The organism is Bacteroides sp. L008 (genome assembly GCF_040812255.1).
Lineage (GTDB): Bacteria > Bacteroidota > Bacteroidia > Bacteroidales > Bacteroidaceae > Bacteroides > Bacteroides vicugnae.
Window position 1 is genome coordinate 306,967 of sequence record NZ_JBFNXO010000001.1, and the last position, 22,981, is coordinate 329,947.

The 22,981-nt window shown below is 43.2% G+C and carries 12 protein-coding genes; 10 read left to right on the forward strand and 2 right to left on the reverse strand.

The annotated features are described in order from the left end of the window. Together AB3G73_RS01250 and AB3G73_RS01255 are read right to left on the reverse strand one after the other, a co-directional pair. Positions 1–1,767: an NADH-dependent [FeFe] hydrogenase, group A6 gene (locus AB3G73_RS01250; RefSeq protein WP_117935148.1), complete on the reverse strand. Its 1,767-nt coding sequence runs from the start codon at positions 1,765–1,767 to the stop codon at positions 1–3. A gap of 12 nt (positions 1,768–1,779) precedes the next feature. Next, on the reverse strand, positions 1,780–3,687 hold the full coding sequence (locus AB3G73_RS01255; RefSeq protein WP_367741916.1) for an NADH-ubiquinone oxidoreductase-F iron-sulfur binding region domain-containing protein: 1,908 nt from the start codon (positions 3,685–3,687) through the stop codon (positions 1,780–1,782). A gap of 164 nt (positions 3,688–3,851) precedes the next feature. Between AB3G73_RS01255 and AB3G73_RS01260 the strand changes: the two genes are divergently transcribed. The 10 genes from AB3G73_RS01260 (at position 3,852) to AB3G73_RS01305 (ending at position 22,952) form a co-directional block, all read left to right on the forward strand. Then, a complete protein-coding gene (locus AB3G73_RS01260; RefSeq protein WP_367741917.1) occupies positions 3,852–6,605 on the forward strand; it encodes a heparinase II/III family protein in 2,754 nt (917 codons plus the stop codon). A 239-nt stretch (positions 6,606–6,844) separates the two neighbouring features. Next, positions 6,845–7,390, forward strand: coding sequence for a DUF3575 domain-containing protein (locus AB3G73_RS01265; protein WP_148366366.1), 546 nt, complete (start codon positions 6,845–6,847; stop codon positions 7,388–7,390). 26 nt (positions 7,391–7,416) lie between these two features. Beyond that, positions 7,417–9,450 (forward strand): carboxypeptidase-like regulatory domain-containing protein, encoded by a 2,034-nt coding sequence (locus AB3G73_RS01270; RefSeq protein ID WP_367741921.1) that lies wholly within the window; start codon positions 7,417–7,419, stop codon positions 9,448–9,450. A 24-nt stretch (positions 9,451–9,474) separates the two neighbouring features. Next, on the forward strand, positions 9,475–11,841 hold the full coding sequence (locus AB3G73_RS01275) for a hypothetical protein (RefSeq protein ID WP_367741923.1): 2,367 nt from the start codon (positions 9,475–9,477) through the stop codon (positions 11,839–11,841). Positions 11,842–12,204: 363 nt separating this feature from the next. Beyond that, the gene (locus tag AB3G73_RS01280; RefSeq protein ID WP_367741925.1) at positions 12,205–13,617 is read left to right on the forward strand and encodes a glycosyl hydrolase family 28 protein; all 1,413 of its coding nucleotides are present in this window, start codon (positions 12,205–12,207) and stop codon (positions 13,615–13,617) included. A gap of 329 nt (positions 13,618–13,946) precedes the next feature. Then, entirely contained in the window at positions 13,947–14,276 is a 330-nt protein-coding gene (locus AB3G73_RS01285; protein ID WP_234132037.1) for a hypothetical protein, read from the forward strand. A 44-nt stretch (positions 14,277–14,320) separates the two neighbouring features. Further along, on the forward strand, positions 14,321–18,397 hold the full coding sequence (locus AB3G73_RS01290; protein ID WP_234132036.1) for a hybrid sensor histidine kinase/response regulator transcription factor: 4,077 nt from the start codon (positions 14,321–14,323) through the stop codon (positions 18,395–18,397). A gap of 114 nt (positions 18,398–18,511) precedes the next feature. Beyond that, positions 18,512–18,886: a hypothetical protein gene (locus AB3G73_RS01295; protein WP_217721480.1), complete on the forward strand. Its 375-nt coding sequence runs from the start codon at positions 18,512–18,514 to the stop codon at positions 18,884–18,886. 237 nt (positions 18,887–19,123) lie between these two features. Continuing rightward, on the forward strand, positions 19,124–19,654 hold the full coding sequence (locus AB3G73_RS01300; protein ID WP_148366018.1) for a sigma-70 family RNA polymerase sigma factor: 531 nt from the start codon (positions 19,124–19,126) through the stop codon (positions 19,652–19,654). Positions 19,655–19,703: 49 nt separating this feature from the next. Continuing rightward, positions 19,704–22,952: a SusC/RagA family TonB-linked outer membrane protein gene (locus AB3G73_RS01305; RefSeq protein ID WP_367741928.1), complete on the forward strand. Its 3,249-nt coding sequence runs from the start codon at positions 19,704–19,706 to the stop codon at positions 22,950–22,952. The last annotated feature ends 29 nt before the right edge of the window (positions 22,953–22,981 follow it).

Below are 22,981 nucleotides of genomic sequence, written 5' to 3' on the forward strand. Positions count from 1 at the left end.
TTAATCAATCGCTTTGTTGAAATAATGCGTATGCAGGAGAGTTTCCGATTTCTCACCCAGCGGTTTGCCGAGATAATCCTCGTATAATGTCTTGATATACGGATTCTCGTGCGATTTGCGCAAAGGTTTGTTGGCGTCTTCGCGGTAAAGTGCGTTAGCGCGTGCATAGAGTATTTCCGAGTTGCCGTGATGCAAAGGCTGCCCGCCGCCACCGATACAGCCTCCGGGGCAAGCCATAATTTCGATGACATGATATTCGTTGTGCCCGTTCCGTATATCTTCCAATAGATGACGAGCGTTGCCTAGTCCGTGTGCGATGCCTACTTTTAATTCAAATCCGTTTAGGTTAATAGTAGCACGACGAACACCGCTTAGTCCGCGTACTTGTTCGAAATTTACATTTTTCAGAGGTTCTCCGGTATAGATTTCATAGACAGAACGGAGAGCGGCTTCCATTACGCCACCTGTTGTTCCGAAAATGACACCGGCGCCTGTCGATTCACCCATCGGGTTGTCAAATGGGCTATCCAGTACGAGAGGGAAGCCGATATTGGCACGTTTAATCAGTCGTGCCAGCTCACGGGTGGAAATGGAATAGTCTACATCGGGGATACCGTTCACTTTGAACTCATCACGGGCACATTCGTACTTTTTAGCCAGACAAGGCATGATAGATACGACTACCAGCTTTTCTCTGGGTATGCCCATTTTCTCCGCCCAATAGGATTTGGCGATGGAACCGAACATCTGTTGTGGGGAGCGGGCGGTAGACGGAATGTCCAGCATATCTGGGAAATGATGTTCGAAGAAGTTGACCCATGCCGGACAACAGGAGGTCAGGATAGGTAACCGCACGGATTTATCTCCGTTGAGATAACGTGTCAATCGGTTCAGAATTTCAGAACCTTCTTCCATAATGGTAAGATCCGCTGCAAAATCCGTGTCAAATACATAGTCGAATCCCAGTTCGCGAAGCGCATATACCATTTTCCCGGTTACCAGAGTGCCGGGAGGAAATCCGAATTCTTCACCTAGGGCAGCCCGTACGGCAGGTGCGGTCTGCACAATCACTACTTTGTCCGGATTAGCCAGATCGTCAAGCAGACGGTTGGTGTAGTCACGTTCCGTTAATGCGCCTACGGGACAGACAGCCACACACTGACCGCAGTAAGTACATTCACTTTCCGTCATCATTCGGTCGAAAGCGGGAGCGATGGTGGTGTTGAAGCCGCGACGGATGGCTCCCAATGCTCCGACAGTCTGTACATCATTGCAAACACTTTCACAACGGCGGCAGAAGATGCATTTATCCATATTACGGACGATAGAAGCAGTAATTTCCCGCTTACGGGGGGACAGCTCACCACCATTGAAAGGCATTTCGCGAATATTGAAACGCAGTGCCAACGTTTGAAGTTCGCAGTTACCGCATTTAGGGCAAGTGAGACAGTCATTAGGATGGTCGGAAAGGATCAGTTCAGCCACCACTTTGCGAGCATTCATTACGCGCAGGGTACTGGTTTTTACTACCATGCCCTCCGTGCAACGGGTAGCGCAGGCAGGAGCCAGGTTGCGTCGTCCCATCACTTCAACCACACAAATACGGCAGGAAGCCGGATTATTTTTTATGCAAGTTCCTTTCAGGTCGATATGACACAGCGTAGGTATATTGATACCGATTTTGATGGCGGCTTCAAGAATAGTGCTTCCCTCGGGCACAGTGATGAAATGACCGTCTATCTGGAGAGTAATTTGTTTTTCTTCCATAGTAAATAGATTTTAGCAGACAAGAATAGCATTGAATTTGCAGCGTGCCATGCACATGCCGCACTTGATACATTTATCGGGATTGATTACATGCGGTTTTCGCACTAAGCCGCCGATTGCATCAGCCGGACAGTTTTTGGCGCATAAATGACAACCGATGCAATGCTCCGGATTAATCGTATAAGTCAGCAGTGATTTACATTGCTTGGCGCGACAGGTTTTATCCCGCACATGCTCCACGTATTCATTATAGAAATTGTCCAGTGTTGATAGAACAGGATTCGGAGAAGTCTGCCCTAATCCGCAGAGAGCAGTATCCTTAATTACTTGTCCCAAAGTAGCGAGGGTATCCAGGTCTTTTTCCGTACCTCTTCCTTCCGTTATCTTGTTCAGCAGTTCCAGCAGACGTTTGTTGCCGATACGGCAAGGCGTACATTTTCCGCAAGATTCTTCAACGGTGAAATCGAGGTAGAAACGGGCAACCGATACCATACAATCGTCTTCATCCATGACAATCATACCTCCCGAACCCATCATAGAGCCGGCAGCCAGAAGATTATCGAAGTCGATAGGAGTATCCAGATGTTTCTCTGTCAGACAACCGCCCGAAGGTCCGCCTGTCTGCACTGCCTTGAACCTCTTTCCGCCTTTGATACCGCCACCGATTTCATAGATTACTTCCCGGAGGGTAGTTCCCATCGGTACCTCAATCAGGCCGACATTGTTTATTTTTCCTGCAAGGGCGAATACTTTCGTTCCTTTGGAACGTTCCGTTCCGATGGCTGCAAACCAGTCGGCACCTTTCGTCAAAATAATGGGGATGTTGGCAAGCGTCTCTACATTGTTTACGTTAGTAGGCTTGCCCAAATAACCGGATTCGGCAGGGAAGGGAGGTTTGAGGGTTGGTTCACCCCGTTTTCCTTCCATGGAGTGAATCAGGGCGGTTTCTTCTCCGCAGACGAATGCACCTGCCCCATATCGTATTTCTATATCGAAACAAAAATCAGTCCCCAAGATATGATCTCCCAGCAACCCATATTGGCGTGCCTGATCGATAGCGATTTTCAGACGGTTGATAGCCAACGGATATTCGGCACGGATATACACCAATCCTTTGGAAGAACCGATAGAATAACCGCAGACACACATCGCTTCTACAATCGAATGAGGGTCTCCCTCCATGATGGAACGGTCCATAAACGCACCCGGATCTCCCTCGTCGGCATTACAGACTACATATTTGACATCTGATTTCTGTTTGTGGGCAAACTCCCATTTCAATCCGGTAGGAAAACCGCCACCGCCGCGTCCGCGCAAACCGGACTGTTTGATGATATCAATCACATCCATCGGTCGTTTGTTGAGCAGGCAATCGGCTAATGCGAAGTACCCCTCTCGGGCGATATATTCTTCGATGTTTTCGGGATCAATAAAACCACAGTTACGCAGGGCGATACGGAGTTGTTTCCGATAGAAATCCATGTGTTTGGAGTCACTGACGGTCTGTTCCGTTTTAGGATCTATGTATAGCAGCCTTTCTATTTTCCGGCCGCCGATGATATGTTCGGTGATGATGTCTTCCGCATCTTCGGGAGTGACCTGTGTGTAGAATGTATTGTCGGGAATGATTTTCACAATGGGACCTTTTTCGCAGAAGCCGAAGCAGCCCACTGTGATGACTTCTACCTTTTCGGCAATGCCGTTCTTTTCGATGGCTGTCCGGAGATGTTCCGTAATGCCTTGACTGGAAGAGGCTTTGCACCCTGTACCGCCGCAGATAAGAATCTGAAGATGCTGTGTGCCGGACGCCAGTCCGCAGCACTTTTCGGTCACTTTTTCATTACTCTCTTCACGTAATGAAAGTTTGTGTTCTGCTCTCTTCCTGATTGTAGCCAAATCATGGATAGATAAGATTTTCATAAGTATCAGAATTGTTAGTAGGTTTTTTGCAAATATAATTCTTTGTTTGGAATAACAGCATGCTCTTGTGCAAATAAAACCGATCTTTGACGGAGGATTTAGGTAAATAAATCTCTATCTTCGTATTTAATTAGGTATCAAACCTAATAAAAGATAATTGAAGTATGAGACGAATTTTACTGGGACTGTGTTTTTTATCCTTTCTGAACAGTGCATCCGGACAAGCGATTCCCTTGCCGGAAACGATGCCGCAGGCGCATCCGCGGGTACTGACCACTCCGGCGGGAAAGCAGGAAACATGGAAGTTGATTAGAAAAGAAGAATGGGCGAAAGATGTCTTCAATAAATTGAAGGAACGGACGGAAGTATATACAAACCTGACGGATGCTCAACCATCTTGGTTGTTGTCCCGTTTGGCGATGTACTGGAAATCTCATGCCACGGAAGTATATGTGAAAGGTGAAACGTTCGACCATGCAGGCGGTGAAAAGGCTCCTTATCCTACTGTGCGCTATACAGGAACCCGTGGAACGGCTGCTACTCACGGCCGCCCCAAATTGGCGGATGTCGTTCCTTATGATGATGCGGACGGGAATGTGACTTTTTGCAATAATGCACTTCCCGACCGTCCTATGGAGAGTGTACACCCATCCAAAACCGGGCGGAATATCGAAAGTCTGAACTGCGAAATTCTGGGAATTGCCCGTGATGCCGCTTTCCTTTATTGGATGACGGATGAAGAGAAGTTCGCCAAACTTGCCGCAGGAGTCTTTGATACATATATGACGGGGATTTATTATAGAAATGTCCCCATCGACTTGAACCACGGGCATCAGCAAACATTGGTAGGGCTGACTTCTTTCGAGGTAATCCATGAAGATGCACTCCATATCGTTGTCCCTTTATATGATTTTCTATATAATTACCTAAAGGCTAATTACCCGGATAAAATGGAAATCTATGCCGGAGCTTTCAAGAAATGGGCGGATAATATCATTGCGAACGGTGTACCTCATAACAATTGGAATTTGTTACAGGCACGGTTTATTATGAATGTCGGATTGGTATTGGAAGACAATAAGGAATATGCCGACGGAAAAGGACGCGAATATTATATTGACTATGTGATGAACCGTTCCAGCATCCGCCAATGGAGTCTGACTCGACTGGCGGATTACGGTTTCGACACCAATACAGGAATTTGGGCTGAATGTCCGGGATATAGCAGTGTGGTAATCAATGATTATGCCAATTTTGTGAATCAGTTTGATACGAATCTGCAATATGATTTGGTGAAAGCAATGCCTGTATTGTCGAAAGCGGTAGCAACCACTCCCCAATATCTGTTTCCCAACCGCATGATTTGTGGCTTTGGAGATACGCATCCGGGATATTTGAGTACGAACTTCTTTATCCGTATGATACAGAATGCACAGGCGAACGGGAAGAAAGGACAGGAAAACTATTTCACGGCTTTACTGAAATGCCTGGACCCGGATTTGGGAAATGATAAAACAGAAAAGAAGAATGTGCGTGTATCTGTCAATTCTTTCTTTGAAGATAAACCGCTGACGCTAAATCCCAAAGTGCAGCCGGGAAAGATAGAAGATTATGTTTCTCCTTTATTTTATGCTCCCAATGTGTCGTGGCTGGTACAGCGCAACGGTATGCATCCGCGCAACAGTTTGATGATTTCGTTGAATGGCAGTGAAGGTAATCACATGCACGCTAACGGCATTTCGATGGAACTTTACGGAAAAGGATATGTACTGGGTCCGGATGCAGGTATCGGGCTTTTCCTGTACAGCGGACTGGATTATGCGGAATATTATTCTCAATTCCCCAGTCATAATACAGTTTGTGTGGATGGAATATCGAGCTATCCGGTGATGAAAAGTAACCATTCTTTTGAGTTGCTTTCCTGTTTTCCGGCATCAGCGGAACCGGGCAAAGCATTTACGTCCGTCACTTACAGTAACCTTTATTTCCGTGAACCGGAAAGCAGGGCGGATCAGACCCGTATGATGAGTATTGTCACTACCGGGGCGGAGACAGGATATTATGTCGATGTATTCCGCAGCCGGAAAGAGAAAGGAGGCGATAAGATGCACGATTACTTCTATCATAACCTTGGGCAGACTTTGACATTGACGGCAGCAGATGGCAGCGACCTGAATCTCCAGCCTACGGAAGAACTCTCCTTTGCAGGTGCACATCTTTACGCTTATTCCTATTTATATGATAAGAAAGTGGCTGCAACCGATAAGGATGTCAAGGCAACTTTCACCATTGATATGAAAGATAAGGATGGCGATGATATATACATGAATCTTTGGATGAAAGGCGCACCGGATCGTGAAGTCTTTACGGCCTTGGCGCCAATGACCGAAGGGTTGAGCCGCACACCGAATATGCCCTATAATATAAAGGAGCAGCCGACGCTGACATTTGTTGCCCGCCAGCATGGAGAAGCATGGAATCGTCCTTTTGTTTCGATATACGAACCGAGCACGAAAAAGGAACCGTCCGCTATTCAGTCCGTCTCTTACTTTGATGCGGAAGGAGCAGGTTTAGAAGACTTTGCCGGAATCTGTGTGAAAAGCAAAAACGGACGTATAGATCATATCTTCTCTCTATCCGATGCCGCACAAACCGCTACTTATCAGGGAATGAAAGTGAAAGCGGATTATGCCGTTATCAGCAATGAATATGCAGGAAACCGGACGTTGTTTTTAGGGAATGGAACCCAATTGGTTACGCCCGGGATAATGATCCAGACCGACAATGCCGCCAATGTATTGCTCGAAAAGAAAGGGGGAAAATGGTATATTATTTCTTCTGCCCCCTGTACGGTTGTTATCGGCGATAAGAAGATAAAATCCGATGCTGCACCGGAGCCTATATTGTTGCGTATCTGATGTTTCATTTGCAATAAAGAAAAATTGTATATCTTATCCGTAGTATGATATATTATGGCCTAAGATGGAAATAGTTGCAATAAAAAACAAAAAAAGCGCGTTTAAACGTTTTTAATACTATATTTTTTCTAATTTTGTGGCTTTCTGTCCAAGTAGTATATAAAATGGACAGTAAGCCCTTTTTTGTGGGTAAATATTAGTGGGAAATATTTAGTGGGAAATAAATGATGGTATATGTGATGAGAAATGGTCGCAGGGTAATTGCTGCGTTATCATTTCTGTTATTATGTTGTGGTGTACATGTGCACGCACAGCGGGTGGCTGTAAAGACAAATGCATTAGGTTGGCTGACCGCCAGTCCGAATGTAGAAGCAGAATTTGTATTGGGTAGCCATGTCTCCTTAAACATGGGGATTGCTGCGAACCCAATCAGTACAGACAACTTTAAAACGACTTTCACGCATTTTCAGCCTGAAGTTCGTTACTGGCTAAATCGTCCGATGGTGAGTCATTTTCTTGGAATCACCGCTTTCGTGAATAATTTTAATATGATGGTGAAAGATGTGCATCACAAAGGCGATGCATACGCCGCAGGTTTGACCTATGGATATGCATGGGTGCTGGGCGATCATTGGAATATCGAAGCAACTGCCGGAGTGGGTGTGTTGCGCTACCGTCAGTTTAAGTATGATAAGGGTACTCCGAAACCGGGTGCGGTCAACGATAGTAAGACCACCATTGCACCTGTCAAACTGGGGATATCTTTTGTTTATATTATTCGATAACGAACATTAGCTAGTCAGAAAAGAGAATGAAAATCAATTTGAAACGTGATAGATTAGCAGGTATACTTCTCGTGGCGATGATGTTAGTCGGCATGAATGTATCTGCCCAACGGATCCGTGTGCAGGGGCATGTCACAAACCCGCAGGGAAAAAGTGTTCCGAATGTAAATGTGCTGAATCCGGTCAATGACGAACGTATAGAAATGTCCGACGAGGATGGCCGTTACAGTGTATTGGTTGAGAAAAACGGCTCGTTGAAGTTTACATGTGTCGGTTATGAGGACAAAACGGTGAAGGTGGCAGGCAAGCAGGTTCTGAATGTGGTATTGAAAGATGCCGTCATCGAACTGGACGAGGTAACGATTACTTCCAAAGTGAAGGATAAAGTGATTCCGGAACCTACGGACATCGAAATCAAAGGTAATTATTTCCATCTGAAAACCCGTGTCCCGGTGCCTAAGGAGATGTTTAACTCACATCGCCGCTTGGTATTGCAGCCTTCCATTTATGATGTGACACAGAAAAAGCGTCTGTTGATGCGTCCTGTTGTATTCGACGGAGATACTTATAATACAACGCAAAATCGAATGTACGATTATGATATGGATAAAGACCCTTTGCACGATTACATCCGTGTGAAAACGACTTCTTCACGCAAAGGGGATATTATTGCTTATCATGATTCTATCTATATAGAATATCTGCAACATGACTATCGTGCGGATGTGCATCTGGCGATGGAAAATTACCGGAATATCATTTATCGCGACTCTTTCTCCATTGCACGCGGAACAGTCAACCCGCTTCGTTTCTTGGAGTATAAATTCTCCGCTTTCAGCCTGACGGACGAGAAATATCTTCCGAAACCCGTGATGCAGTTGCGGGATACGAAAGGGGAGGTTAACCTGACCTTCCTGGTAGGTAAAGCCGATTTGGATGATAAGAATCCACAGAATCAGGTGGAACTGAACCGGTTGAATCAGGAATTACGTGGTATTGAGACGAATCCGGATGCCTCTTTGAAGAGTTTCCATATCACGGGAGTGGCTTCACCGGACGGTTCCTACGAGACGAATCTCCGTCTGGCAAAGTTACGTACGGATAAAGCACTGGAACGTATTCTAGCCCAACTGGATCCGGAAACACGCAAGCTGCTGGAAGTGAAATCGGATGCGTCGGTAGCTTCATGGAAAGAAGTGGCTGAATTGCTGAAGAAGGATTCCAAACCGGAATTGGCGAAAGAAGTAGAGGACTTAATCAAACAATATGCAGCTACTCCTTACCGGTTGAATGGGGTCTTGAAATCGAAACCTTTCTATAAGGAACTTGCGGCTACTTATCTGCCTAAATTGAGAAAGGTGCAATATACGTATGGTTATTCAATCTTCCGTTCTTTGACGGACGACGAGATTAGAGAACTTTACAGAAAGAATCCGAAGGAACTGACCCGTTTCGAATATTACCGTATGATTACGACGGCAAAAACTCCCGACGAAAGAGAAAAGTATTGCAGGGAAGCTCTTGAACTTTATGATAATTTTACGTATGCAGCCAATGAACTGGCAGTGGCAAAAATACAGAAAGATACTCCGGATTCACGTATTCTCGAACCGTTTGTCAGTAAATCGGCACCGGCAGAGTTATTGTCCAATCAGGCTATTGCCTTATTACATGAAGGGAAATATACAAAAGCGGATTCTGTACTGACGTTGGTTCCCGAAGAAGCGGTTTCTGAAGATTTGCAGGCCATCGTTCAGGCATTGGCCGGTTATTATAATGATGCTTTCGAAAAGGTGGCGGCTACCAGTCCTTTCAATGAGGTGGTGATGCTACTGGCAATGAAGAAAAATCAGGAAGCATGGGATAAGATTTCTGCCATGGATGTAGAGACAGCCCGCGAATATTATATAAAAGCGATTGCCGCCAACCGTCTGGAGAAAATAGGTGATGCGATTATGAGCATTGAGAAGGCCCTTGAACTTGATCCTTCCTTATTGGAAGTAGCGAAGGTGGACGGGGATATTATTGACTTGCTGCCGGAAGAGCAGAAAATTAAATAATGATATATACAACAAGAGTAAACGATGAATATCTTCAGAATCAACAATAAATATGTGGCAGCGGCAATCTTCCTGATGCTTGCTGTTACCTTACAGGCACAGGATTATGGTGCATTGCAATATATGTTACAGAAACGGCCTGCGAATGAAAAGTTCGAGAGCAATAAATTCAATGAACATCTCTTTTTCTCCGCCGGAATCGGGCCATACAGCTTGTTTACAAGTGGAGATAGTCAGGATGGGATGGGAATGACCGCTCATCTCTTTATGGGAAAGTGGATTACTCCGGTTCACGGACTTCGGATAGGGGTGAATTTGGGTTATCTGCCGTCGAGTATCTACGATTCTAAAATAAAAATGGGGGGCGGTAGCCTGGACTATCTGTTGAATATGTCCTCTCTGGCATACGGATACAATGCGAACCGTTGTTTTGAATTATTGGGGATTGCAGGTATAGAAGCCGGTTATTCTAAGGTGGGCGATAATAGCGGGCGTTCCGAAAAGTATCCGGATTTGAAAGGTGGCAGTCAGCTTTATTACGGCGCTCATCTCGGTTTACAGGGAAATGTACGTCTTTCTCCTACATTGGATTTGTTTGTAGAGCCACGGATCGGATGGTATAATGACGGTTTTGCCCATACGGAAAGTTGGAGAAATTATAAAATGGCAGGTTCGGTTCTGGTAGGTCTGAACTATATGCCTGCTGCTCCGATGGGAACTAAGATCCATTTCGATGATTTTGATAATAGCTCTTTCCTGAATCATATGTTTATCTCTTTATCCGGTGGTATCAGTACGCTGAAAGTTCCGGGAATCAAGAATACGATTAAAGGAGCAGGACCGCAGTTCTCTGCCGGAATCGGTAAATGGTTCAGTCCTTCTTCCGGTCTGCGTTTGTCCGGGACAGTTGGACTTTCAGACACCCCTTCGGGCAGTGCAAGCGGCTACTTTAAGCATGTCGATCTGCATGCGGACTATCTGTTGAATATCAATAATGTTCTTTGGGGATATGATGAAGACAGAATATTTAGTCTGATCGGTATTGCCGGAGTTAACCTGGCAGGTACGAAAGGAGTGGATAAAACCGCCAAGTATGCTCCGGGAATAGGAGTTGGTGTGCAAGGAAGTTTCCGTATCAACCGTTCTGTGGATTTATTTATAGAACCTCGCCTTAATGTGTATACTAAGAGATATGCAGGAGGTCGCGGAGTAGGTAGCAATACAGACCAACTCGGAGAGTTGAATTTTGGTTTGACTTATCATACGATTGACCGTGCGGCACGTCCGAAGAATGGATTCTCAAGCAATCACATTGCAGACAATCTGTTTATGACTTCGGGAATCGGTGTGCAAATGTTCCTGAATAAGACGAATCTTGAAAACCTTGGTTCTTTAGGTCCGCAGGCCTCTGTCTCTATCGGTAAGTGGTTGAGTCCTTACTCCGGTTTGCGCCTGGTGGGTATGGGTGGACTCTTTACGAACTATGTAGTTCCGGGAAGTGTTAAAGCGGGCAAACTTAGACATGCCAGTGTCAGTGGCGGCCTTGATTACTTGTGGAACATAACGTCTACCATGAGCGGATATAATCCCGATCGTATCTTTGATTTAATAGGTTCGGTAGGTGTTAACCTTGCTTATACTTCCCAATCAGACCATAAATTCCAACCGGGTGTTAATGCGGGCATACAGGGATTATGGCATGTGAATGATTTTCTCGGTTTGTATATTGAACCACAGATTCGCTTGTATGGAGATAAATTCATCGAAGGCAATCTGGGCTTTATGCAGAAAGACGTGATGGTAGGAGTCAATGCAGGTTTCCACTATCGCTTTGTTCCTTATTCAAAAGCAGCCAATCGTAGCGTGTTTGGTCAGGATGACAAGCGTTACTTCATCTCCGGTGCACTTGGATTGGGTAGTTTGCTCGTAGCCAACAAGGATTTGGTGAAGAATGCAGGTGTAGAAGCAAAAGGAAGCATTGGCAAATGGTACACTCCATTATCTGCATGGCGGGTAAACGGAACAATTATGTACAAGGCCAAAACGTCGTCGAAGATGAATCTCCATTATGCCGGTTTGGGTATGGATTATATGATGAGTCTGGCCACATTGGCAAAAGGATATAGCCCCGATCATGTGATAGACGTTGTTCCTTTTGTGGGAGTTACTGCCGGACTGGTACGCCGTTACGGTAAGTTTCAGGCAGTGCCGGGACTGGATGCCGGTGTGCAGGTAAAGCTGAAAGTGGCTTCTTCTTTGTATCTGTATGCCGAACCTAAAGTGGGTATCCGTACCGATACATACGATGGCTCCGAACAGGGAAGACCTGACCGCGTAGCTTCCATGGTAGGTGGATTATTATACAGATTCAAGATGCCTACTTTCCAGTAAGAAAAGAAATAGGCACTTTATTATCCGACTATTTATTGTATGAAAACACACAGGGAAACTGAATGCGCCCTTCTATATATATTTCGCCGTATCGGGCTAGCTGATGGTTTGCCTGATAATTATGAGAGAAGTGTTTTTGCAGAGGCAAGTATAAAAGGCGGGAAATAAGAAAACTGAAAAAACAGAAATACTCTAGGTAAATCTCCTTTATTGTTCGTAATAGACAATAAAGGAGATTTTTTGTATTGGTTCCTTGTTTGGCAGTTTCTGTTACCAGGTTGCCAACCTGACCGGAATAGAAAGTGTAGCTTTGCAAAGAACTTCAATAAATAGAATAATTAAAGTATAACATAGTTTGGTGATATGAATATGGTAGAAGTTTTATTTGGCAAAAGAAAATGTTTATTAGCGATAGCTATTGTGTTTTCAACATTCGGGAACGCTCAATTAGTAACCTATCCGGAAGGACTGAACACAGGTATGCCACATAATGATGATTATACAGTCAAAGTACGTGAAGCAGGTGGTGAATGGAAAGATGTATTCGAATATGAAGTTCAGGTAGATATGGATCGGGTACAATCTGCTTCAATGGTACAGTTTGATATGGGCAGTCCCGTAGAAGTGATGGTGAAAAAGAACAATGGTTCAATTCAGGATGTGAAAATCCGTCCGTTGGCAATAGGTATACAACATACGGTAAATCACAATGCAATCTTTTTTACATTAATTAGACCTCAATACCTGTCGATTGAGTTTAATGGTGATCGTTTGCATAATCTTCATTTGTTTGCTAATCCTTTGGAAACAGAAACTTATACTGAAAGCAGTGACAAAGTGATGTATTTCGGGCCGGGTGTCCATCGTCCGAAAGATTTGCCGAATACACAGATACAGATTCCTTCCAATACTACTGTTTATTTAGCTCCCGGAGCTGTTGTAAAAGCTAAATTACTGATTGATAAAGCTGAAAATGTACGCATTGTCGGGCGTGGTATTCTCGACCATTCGATCCGTGGAATAGAAGTTACTCATTCTAAAAATGTATGGATTGACGGTATTACAGTCATAAATCCTGATCACTATACAGTATTTGGAGGTGAATCTACTGGCTTGATCATCAAGAATTTAAAGTCTTTCAGTTGTAAAGGATGGAGTGATGGCATAGACCTGATGTGTTGCAGTGACGTATTAATAGACAATGTTTTTATGCGGAACAGTGATGACTGTATTGCCATCTATGCCCATCGCTGGAACTATTACGGAGGAAGTCGTAACGTGACTTTACAGAATTCAATCCTTTGGGCGGATATTGCTCACCCGATCAACATTGGAGGACACGGTAACCCGGACGACGCAGTGGGAGAAGTGGTTGAGGATATAACCGTCCGGAATGTCGATATTCTGGAACATGACGAAGATGATCTTCTTTATCAGGGCTGTATGGCGGTGGATTGCGGTGATAAAAATCTGGTACGTAAGATATTATTTGAAGATATCCGTGTAGAAAGTATTCAGGAGGGAAGATTGTTTCATATTAATGTCCGTTTCAATTCAAAGTATGATAAACAGCCCGGACGGGGAATTGAAGATATTACTTTCCGCAATATCACTTATAATGGAGTGGGTGAGAATCCGTCTCTATTGAAAGGGTTTGATAAAGAACGCTCCGTCAAGAATATCATCTTTGATAATGTGATGATCAATGGTGTGAAGATGAAAAACACAGATGATTTTATCACGAATGAATATATAAAGAAGATCACCGTCAAATAGCATAATCTGGAACATGAAGTATGAATAGATAAATTTCTTTGCATTAGGTGCAAACTTATTTTCTTCTAATACCAAACTTTCTTTAGGTTAAACATAAACTATAAATGCAAGTTTCATTTATATAATCAGAACTTGCAATTATATAAATGAAACTTTCGTTTTTATAATCAAAGCTTGCAATTATAGATTTCTATTAGTTAAGAGCAACTTTAGTATTAGAAGGAAAGAACTTTGCAATAGAGAGATAATAACTTATCTATTTGAGCTTCTTTTTACTACGAAATGCTATCTTTGCTTGTCATTTGGTAGAAAAGAAATCGAATCGCACTATGATTAACAGAATTATATGGATTATTGGGATTGTATGGATAGGGAACATTCAAAATGGAGTACAAGCGCAACGACGTAACTTCATTCATCCCGGAATCACCTATTGTCTAGTTTATCAATCAAAAGGAAATTCTTTATTGTCCGTAGCTTTTGATTCGGAAGTAAAGACGGAACCAGTGAAATTACCCTGCTCCGCACAATGGACGGAAAGAGAAATAGGAAAACTCACTCTTTCCGCAGGAGCTTGCGTACTTCGTTTACAGATAGAGCAAGCCGGAGATAAACTCGAAATCCAGAAAATAATAGTAAAGCAGGATAAGGGGATTTGATTTCTCATTCGTACTTAATAATAGTACTACAAAAAAAGATGGCCATGAAAATTCGAATATGTTTGTTAATCATACTGATGGGATTATTGTATCCGGGTTATATTAGCTCGCAAGAGTCCCCTTATGTATTCCGCCAGATTGGAGTTGTCGAAGGATTACCGGATAACTATGTAAAAAGCGTTTTCCCCATCCCGGACGGACGTATCGGTGTGCGAAGCACTGTGCTGTTAAGCCTGTATGACGGTGCGAACTATTCAAATTTCCCTTTCAATATTCATGGCGAATATTCGATAGCATATAACCATATCATTCCTGAACAGTATATTGATGCTGATAAACGTTTGTGGATGAAAGAACGCAAGAGCCTGCGTGTCTTCGATTTGACTACCGAACAGTATATATATAACGTAGATTCTTTATTCCAACAGTTCGGCTTAAAGGATAAAGTGGCGGATATCATCATTGATTCTGAAAAACACTGTTGGTTTCTGACACCGGGTTCTTCTGTCTATATGTACGATGCAGAGACAAAATCAATCGAGCAGGTTTGCAGGAACGATGAGTTTATGGAATACTATGGCGGATTGCTCGGGGTGGAAAGTCATGGAAAATACAGTTGGATGGTTCATCAGAAAGGAGCTATCCGTTGCTACGATTTGGAAAAGAAACGTTTTGTACAGCAACTTGATTTCCTGAAAGACCAACTGAAACCGGATGACCGTGTAGTTCTGAAGATACTCGATAATGGTGACTTTTGGCTGATGTGGGATCGTGGAGTAGGCTATTATGATGTCTATAATAAAAAATGGAATCAAATTTCAGGTATCCGACTCGGACACTATTCATGGTTCACTTCTATGGACATTGATAAAGGTGGAAATGCATGGGTAGGAACCGTTATCGATGGATTCTATGTCATTGATATGCATAATTTTTCTGTAACCCGGACACAGGACATTCCTTTATTATCAGGTAATACAGTACGTAATGGCATTCAGAGTATCTATTGCGACAAGGAAAACAATTCTGTTTGGATAGGACTCTATAATCAGGGAATGTGCTATTACCATCCCAGCATGAATAAAATAGTGCTGTACAATAAAAAGATGATAAATGGCGACTGGAAAGGAGAGGAAATACGCTGTATGCTCGAAACGTCTAAAGGAGAAATTCTGATGGGTACTACACAAGGTGTCTATCGTTATGAACCGGAGACTAAGAGAATGAACAGATTCTATCATGAATTCAGCCAGAAGAATTGCCGTGTACTCTATGAAGACAGTAAGAAGCGTGTTTGGGTCGGAACATACCACGATGGACTCTACTGTATAGATCATGGAAAGGTACGGTCTTACGATTATCCCGATACGGATTATCAGAATGAACTGGATTTCAGTAATATCCGTGTCATGGTCGAAGACCCTTCCGGTCGGTTGTGGGTAAGTATATATGGTGGTGTAGGATTATTCAATCCGGAAAACGGGCAAATAAACTTATTGTCCGAACAGTTCCCCGAACTCAAAAAATACAAAGTAGCCAATGCATTGGCCATAGATAACCAATCCCGGTTGGTCGTAGGCAGTGATAACGGACTTTACATTTACGATCCTGCAACGAATAAAATATGGATACCGGAGCAAGACGGCCAGGCTAATTCAATCTTCAATCAGGGAAGTATCAAGTACAACCAAATACTCAAAGACCATGAGGGAACTTTATGGTTTGCCACTCAATATGGCTTGAGCGTCTTGACTCACAATGGGCAAAGCTACACATTAGGGAGAGAAGAAGGTCTGTCCAAAGCCATCCTGAACGTAGTAGAAGATAAGAACCATGATCTCTGGATTTCGACAGTCACTTCTATTTATAAGATAAAAGTAGACAGAAGAGCTGATAAATACGGCTTTCATGTAATCAGCTGTCTGTCGGAAGATGAAATCCGTCAGGATGATTTATATAGTTTCCCTTCGTTAATGACCAGGGACAATCAGCTTTTCCTGGGGTTGATGAACGGCTTTATCGCTTTCTCACCGGAAAACATGATAGATAATCAGTGCCTCAATCGTCCTCTGTTTACCTCATTCCGCTTGTTTAATGTTCCGGTTGTTTCGGGTGAAACATATAACGGGCGTGTCTTATTTGACAAAGCATTGAGTTATTCGGACGAAGTACAGTTGAAATATGATGAGAATTACATTACACTTGAATTCTCCGGCCTGAACTTCCCCAATCCTTCCCAAACCTTTTTCCGTTACCAGCTGGAAGGATTTGACAAGGAATGGACAGAAACCCTTTTTGAGAATGGACAAGGACGTGTTGTCTATAATAATCTCCCTTCGGGCGAATACATCTTCCGTGTGTCCGCTGCCGGAAACGACCGGATATGGGGACCGGAGTCTGCATTCAAAATTGTAATTCATCCCCCGTTTTGGGATACACTGGCCGCTCGTGTTTTCTATGCAATTTTAGGTATTCTCTTAATCTTCGGGCTGATCTATGTAATAAACCGCCGCAACCGGCAAAAGATGATTCGTATGCAGGAGGAAGAAGCGTTGAAGCAGAAAGAAGAACTGGATCAGATGAAATTCCGCTTCTTCACAAATATAAGCCATGAACTCCGCACTCCGTTGACGTTGATTATCACGCCATTGGATATGATGATACGTCGATTGACAGACGATGCGATGAAAAAACAACTGAATACCATCTATAAGAATGCTCAAAACCTATTGTCATTGGTGAATCAGCTACTCGATTTCCGTAAATTGGAAATGAAAGGAGAGAGGTTGCATCTGATGAACGGCGATATGGAGGAATTTATTGTTTCGGCTTATAACAACTTCATGCCAATGGCAGTAGAGAAGCATCTTAACTTCGTGAACCAATCGGAACATAGAGCGCTTTATATGTTCTTCGACCGGGACAAGGTACATAAGATTGTAAATAATCTCTTGTCCAACGCCTTCAAATATACGCCGGAAGGCGGGACGGTAGACTTACTGCTTGCAACAGAAGAAATAGAAGGAAGAAACTACGTGAGAATATCCGTATCCGACACCGGAATCGGAATATCCGAATCAGATCTTCCCTATATCTTTGACCGTTTCTATCAGGTAGGAAATGAAGGGGACGAAAAAATAGGCAGTGGCATCGGACTTCATTTGGTAAGGGAATATGTAAATATACATGGTGGCCGCATTAAAGTGGACAGTCAGATAGATCGCGGATCAGTATTTACCGTTTGGCTGCCGATGGATCTGAAACCGGAACCGGATGAACTGCCGGAAGAAATTGTCGGAACGGAAACAACGGACGTTAAAGAGAAAGAAACCACTACATCCATAGTTGACGATAACCTGAAGAAACTGTTGTTAGTGGAGGATAATCAGGAATTCCGTACTTTCCTGAAAGAACAGTTGGAAGATTTCTATCAGATCGTTGAAGCAGCAGACGGCGAGGAAGGAGAGCGAAAAGCGATAGAGGAGAATCCGAACCTGATTATCAGCGACATTATGATGCCGAAAGTAGACGGTATCGAACTTTGCCGTCGGATCAAGACGAATGTGCAGACTTCCCATATACCTGTGATATTGTTGACGGCCCGCACTGCCGATGATATCAAGATCAATAGCTATGAAGTAGGAGCAGACTCTTATATGTCGAAACCCTTCAACTTTGATATGCTCATGGTGCGCATTGAAAAACTGATAGAGCAACAGGAAAAGAGAAAGCAGGAATTCCGTAAAAACATAGAAGTAAATCCGAGTGCTATCACTATTACTTCAGTAGACGAACAGCTTATACAGAAGTGTCTGGAATATATAGAAAAGAACATGGACAATCCGGAATATGGTGTAGAAGAGTTGAGTGGGGATTTGGGTATGGTGCGTATGAGCCTTTACCGTAAGCTACAATCCATCACCGGACACACACCGACGGACTTTATCCGCAGCATCCGTTTGAAACGGGCGGCACAGTTATTACAAGGAAGCCAGTTGCCGATTGTTGAAATTGCGAACCGGGTAGGATTCAGTTCACCCAGCTATTTCTCGAAGTGTTTTAGAGAAATGTTTGGGGTGCTACCCAAGCAATATGCTGAGGAATCGGGAAGAAAAGAATGACATTGTGCTTGTATTTGTAGTTTAATTATTACATTTGCGCTGAATAAGTGAGATAATTGTAAGATCTTGTTCACATTGGGGCAGAAGAAGTTTTATTTTATAATATATATTGATATGAAAGTATTAGTTTTAATTTCGTTGGTAGGAGGTTTGATGTTATCTTCTTGCGGAGGTAGCAGTTCAAAAAATAATGCGAGTGGTAAAGAAGTAAATCCGGCAGATACAATCTATTTGGGCGATTTGCGTGAAAAGTTTGCGGATGACAGCATTTTCTTTAAAGTAGTGGCACCGGATTTGATGTTAATGGATTATCAGTATCTTTGGGCAGTAACAGAATCGGAAGCGGTAGAGAAAGGACTGACGAAAGAATACTATAAACGTGTGAAGAAAGAAATCACCGATACGAATGAAGCGATCAAAAGAGGTGTGATGAAAGGTGCGAACGTAAAACGTATACCGGATTTCCAGACATCGCAGGATAATAAATAATGAATCCTTCCGGATGAAAGCTTTCATCCATGCAAATTTAAGAACAGGGGAGTCGTCTAATGTAACGGCATCCCCTTTTTTATTGGAGTGACCGTTAGATTTATCCCGATGAAATGGGACGTTTTTGCAAAAATACACGCTTGTTACGATAGTTTTGTTATCTGTTACTTTTGTGATATTTTAGTTCGAAACTTGTTCCTACTTTTGTATCATCGTTAAACGGATAAATTTAATGCCATGAATAAACAGCAAGCTACATTTGACGACTTTTTCTCTGAATGCTACCTTAAATATAAGGAGTATATCAAGAACTACATCGCTATCCGCATTTGCCATCCGCACGAAGCGGAAGATTTGGCGCAGGATGTCTTTGTCCGCTTATGGGAACACAGGGCATTCGTGAACAAAGATACAGTCTGGTCTTTGCTCTTTACTATCGCCCGCAATATCGTAACTGATAAAATCCGTCGTTATTATAAACAGGAAGATTTTGTCGCCTATATATATAATAGGATGGAAGACATCGGTCGGAATACCACAGAAGATGCCGTTCATTATCGTGAACTAAAAAAGATACACGACAAAGTTATGGAAGCTCTTCCTGTCAAACGCCGCCAGATCTATGAACTTAGTTTCAATCATGAACTGTCTTGTCCTGCCATTGCAGGAAAGCTGTCCTTATCTCCCCGTACAGTAGAATGTCAATTATTGCTGGCTCGCAAAACTGTTCGTACTTGTTTGAAAAATGAATTCTCCAAAGTCGGTTAAATACCAGATTCGGAAAAACACATATTAACTTTAACAATTTAATAGTATTATGGAAATTAAATCCAAATTCTTGTGTTCAAAAGGAGTCGCATTGGCTTTTGCCATGCTGCTGGGTGGTTCGCCCGGTGTATTGCTCTATGCAAATGATTCTGTAGAAGAGAGTTTGATGGTAGCCCAGACAGGCCGTATCATCAAAGGTCTTGTGACAGATGCGAATGGTGAACCATTGATTGGTTGTAATGTAGTGGTCGTAGGAAGCAATGCAGGAGTGATTACCGATATTGACGGTCGGTTTACACTGAATATTCCTGCTGATGCCAAACAAATTAAAATTAGCTATATCGGATATGTAGATCAGATCATTAACCTTCATGACCGCTCTGATTTTAAGGTAGTATTAAAGGAAGATAATAATGCATTGGATGAGGTTGTTGTAGTGGGGTATGGTACACAGAAAAAAGCGACATTGACAGGGGCGGTAGAACAAATAGGTAGCCAGGTATTGGAAAGCCGTGCCATTACCAATGTCGGTGCTGCTTTGCAAGGAGCTACTCCGGGTTTGGTAGTCACTCGTTCTTCCTCACGTCCGGGTAATGAAGGTTTGAATTTCCAGATTCGTGGTCTGACATCTGTCAATGGAGGTAGTCCGTTGATTATTGTAGATGGAGTACCTGTATTGAATGCAGAGTCATTCCAAAATCTAAATTCGGATGATATTGAAAATATTAGTGTTTTGAAAGACGGTTCAGCTTCCATTTATGGTGCGAAAGCAGCCAATGGTGTTATCTTGGTAACTACCAAAAAAGGTAAGGGCAAGACCACCGTAGATTATGGCTTCAATATGCGTTTCACCACTAATGGCATTATGGCTTTCTCTCCCAGTATGCAGGAATATGCCACCATGTGGCTGGAAGCCAATAAGGAAATGCCGGAGCATGACTGGTGGGGCTGGGGAGAAGAAAATCTGAAAAAGATGGCTCAAGGCATTGAAGGTATTTATGAGTCGACTGTGGCCGATTGGGGTACGATGTTCGTAGGTAATGCCAATCGCCTGGATGAATTGTTTGCCCGTCGTTATTCCTACCAGCATAACTTGAGTGTAGCAGGTTCTACGGATAAATCCGATTACCGTATTTCTTTAGCTTATGCCGATAACCAAGCCAATCTGGCCACTGCTTATGATGGACAGAAACAGTTGAATTTGCGCTTGAACTACGGAATCAAATTGACCGATTGGTTCAAACTGGAGACTTCAGCCAGTATGATTAAAACAAATACCGAAACGCCCACACATGGTATCGATCGTACACTCTACGGGAATGATGCTCCATTCTTTCCGGCTAAGAATCCTTATGGACAATGGTATGCTAACTTCGGTAATGTAGGTGACCGCAATGCGGCAGCAGCTACAACGGATGGCGGACGTGACGAGAGAGAGAATCTGACCACTCGTGTTGATTTTAAAGCATTGGTGGATATTTGGAAAGGAATTACTTTCGAGGGTACTGCTTCCTTTCAAAATGAGGAATATCGCAGGGAACGTTATTCGCTTCCGGTACAGTGCTACAATTGGTTCGGCGAGCAGACGGCGAAGTTGGTGTATGAAACAACACAAACCCTTAGTACTCCGCAAGATGTGATGAATTTTAAAGATTCCCATCAGCCGGGATATCTGGTACAGGCAAACAATTCCCGGTATCAATACTATTCAGGGCTATTGAAATATAAGCGTACATTTGCCGAAGTACATAACATAGATGCCATGTTCGGTATCAGTGCCGAGAAATGGGTGACTAAAAAAGTGGTTACCGCTCGTGAGAAGTTTGAGGATGTCGGAATTTACGATCTGAATCTGGCTACAGGTACACAGGGGAACGGGGGAGGAAAGACTCATAATGGTACCTATTCATATATTGCCCGTTTGAATTACAACTATGCGGAAAAATATATGGTTGAATTGATGGGGCGCCGTGACGGAAACTCCAAGTTTGCTCCTGGTTACCGTTTCAAAAGCTTCGGTTCCGTTTCTTTGGGATGGGCGTTCTCGGAAGAACAATTTGTAGAGTTTCTAAAGCCTGTTCTTTCTTTTGGTAAGCTGCGTTTAAGCTATGGTAGTTCAGGTAATGATGTTGGGCTGGGCGATTACGATTATGTATCTACTGTCTCTCTTGGGACGGCCGGTTTTGGAACTATACCTGCCAACCAGGTATCTTCAGGTTTCGGTGGTTTAATTTCTTATGACCGTACTTGGGAGAAAGTTTCACAAAAAAACTTCGGTATCGATCTTAACTTCTTTGATAATCGCTTGAAAGCTACATTCGATTATTTTATAAAAGATAATACCGGTATGTTGGTAAATGTCACCTATCCGGGCGTATTAGGAGGTAAATCTCCTAAAACGAATAGTGGTCATTTGAATGTAAAAGGTTGGGAGTTTACTATCGGATGGCGCGACCAGATTAAAGACTTTTCTTACTATGCCAACTTTAATATTGGTGATACAAAGAGTCTGTTGAAAGAGATGGAAGGAGCAGCTTCTTATGGGGCCGGTTGGAATGCAGCCGTGAATGGATATCCATTGAATTCGTACTTCCTTTATCGCACAGATGGTTACTTTAAAGATCAGGCGGAAGTAGATCGCTATTATGCACTTTATGGAGAGGGTAAAGAAGATTTGACTGGTGTAGGAGCAGGAAGTGCAAGCCGGTTGCGTCCGGGTGATACCAAACGTTTGGATTTGAATGGTGATTATAAGATTTCCGGTGCAGGGAATGAGAATAGCGATTTGCAATACCTCGGTGACTCCAATCCACATTTTGTTTTCGGTTTCACATTGGGAGGATCATGGAAAGGTTTTGATGTGAACGCGATGTTCCAAGGTGTCGGCAAACAGTATGTTATCCGTAATGACTGGATGGCTTATCCTTTTCAAACACGTACCGCCAATCAGAACCCGACATATTTGGGCAAAACATGGACAGAGAGCAATCCGAATGCAGAATTCCCTCGTTTGACTACTAATGCGAATCTTGCACGCTGGAATTATCAGAATAACGACTTTATGATGCAGAATAACCGCTATATCCGTTTGAAGACATTAATAGTCGGCTACACATTGCCGCAGATATGGACGCGCAAGGTGAAACTGGAAAAAGTACGTGTTTACTTCTCTGGCAATGATTTATGGGAAGCTACCAGTATTCGAGACGGTTTCGACCCGGAAATGGGAGCAGCCTCCAACAACAGTGGATACCCGTTTGCACGTACTTGGTCGTTCGGTCTGAACGTCACTTTATAGTAGCTATGAAAAATTAAATACAGAATAGA

Excerpts from the sequence above, each read along its gene's own strand:
- AB3G73_RS01250 (WP_117935148.1), bottom strand. The coding sequence starts at position 1,767 with ATGGAAGAAAAACAAATTACTCTCCAGATAGACGGTCATTTCATCACT.
- AB3G73_RS01255 (WP_367741916.1), bottom strand. The coding sequence starts at position 3,687 with ATGAAAATCTTATCTATCCATGATTTGGCTACAATCAGGAAGAGAGCA.
- AB3G73_RS01260 (WP_367741917.1), top strand. The coding sequence starts at position 3,852 with ATGAGACGAATTTTACTGGGACTGTGTTTTTTATCCTTTCTGAACAGT.
- AB3G73_RS01265 (WP_148366366.1), top strand. The coding sequence starts at position 6,845 with ATGAGAAATGGTCGCAGGGTAATTGCTGCGTTATCATTTCTGTTATTA.
- AB3G73_RS01270 (WP_367741921.1), top strand. The coding sequence starts at position 7,417 with ATGAAAATCAATTTGAAACGTGATAGATTAGCAGGTATACTTCTCGTG.
- AB3G73_RS01275 (WP_367741923.1), top strand. The coding sequence starts at position 9,475 with ATGAATATCTTCAGAATCAACAATAAATATGTGGCAGCGGCAATCTTC.
- AB3G73_RS01280 (WP_367741925.1), top strand. The coding sequence starts at position 12,205 with ATGAATATGGTAGAAGTTTTATTTGGCAAAAGAAAATGTTTATTAGCG.
- AB3G73_RS01285 (WP_234132037.1), top strand. The coding sequence starts at position 13,947 with ATGATTAACAGAATTATATGGATTATTGGGATTGTATGGATAGGGAAC.
- AB3G73_RS01290 (WP_234132036.1), top strand. The coding sequence starts at position 14,321 with ATGAAAATTCGAATATGTTTGTTAATCATACTGATGGGATTATTGTAT.
- AB3G73_RS01295 (WP_217721480.1), top strand. The coding sequence starts at position 18,512 with ATGAAAGTATTAGTTTTAATTTCGTTGGTAGGAGGTTTGATGTTATCT.
- AB3G73_RS01300 (WP_148366018.1), top strand. The coding sequence starts at position 19,124 with ATGAATAAACAGCAAGCTACATTTGACGACTTTTTCTCTGAATGCTAC.
- AB3G73_RS01305 (WP_367741928.1), top strand. The coding sequence starts at position 19,704 with ATGGAAATTAAATCCAAATTCTTGTGTTCAAAAGGAGTCGCATTGGCT.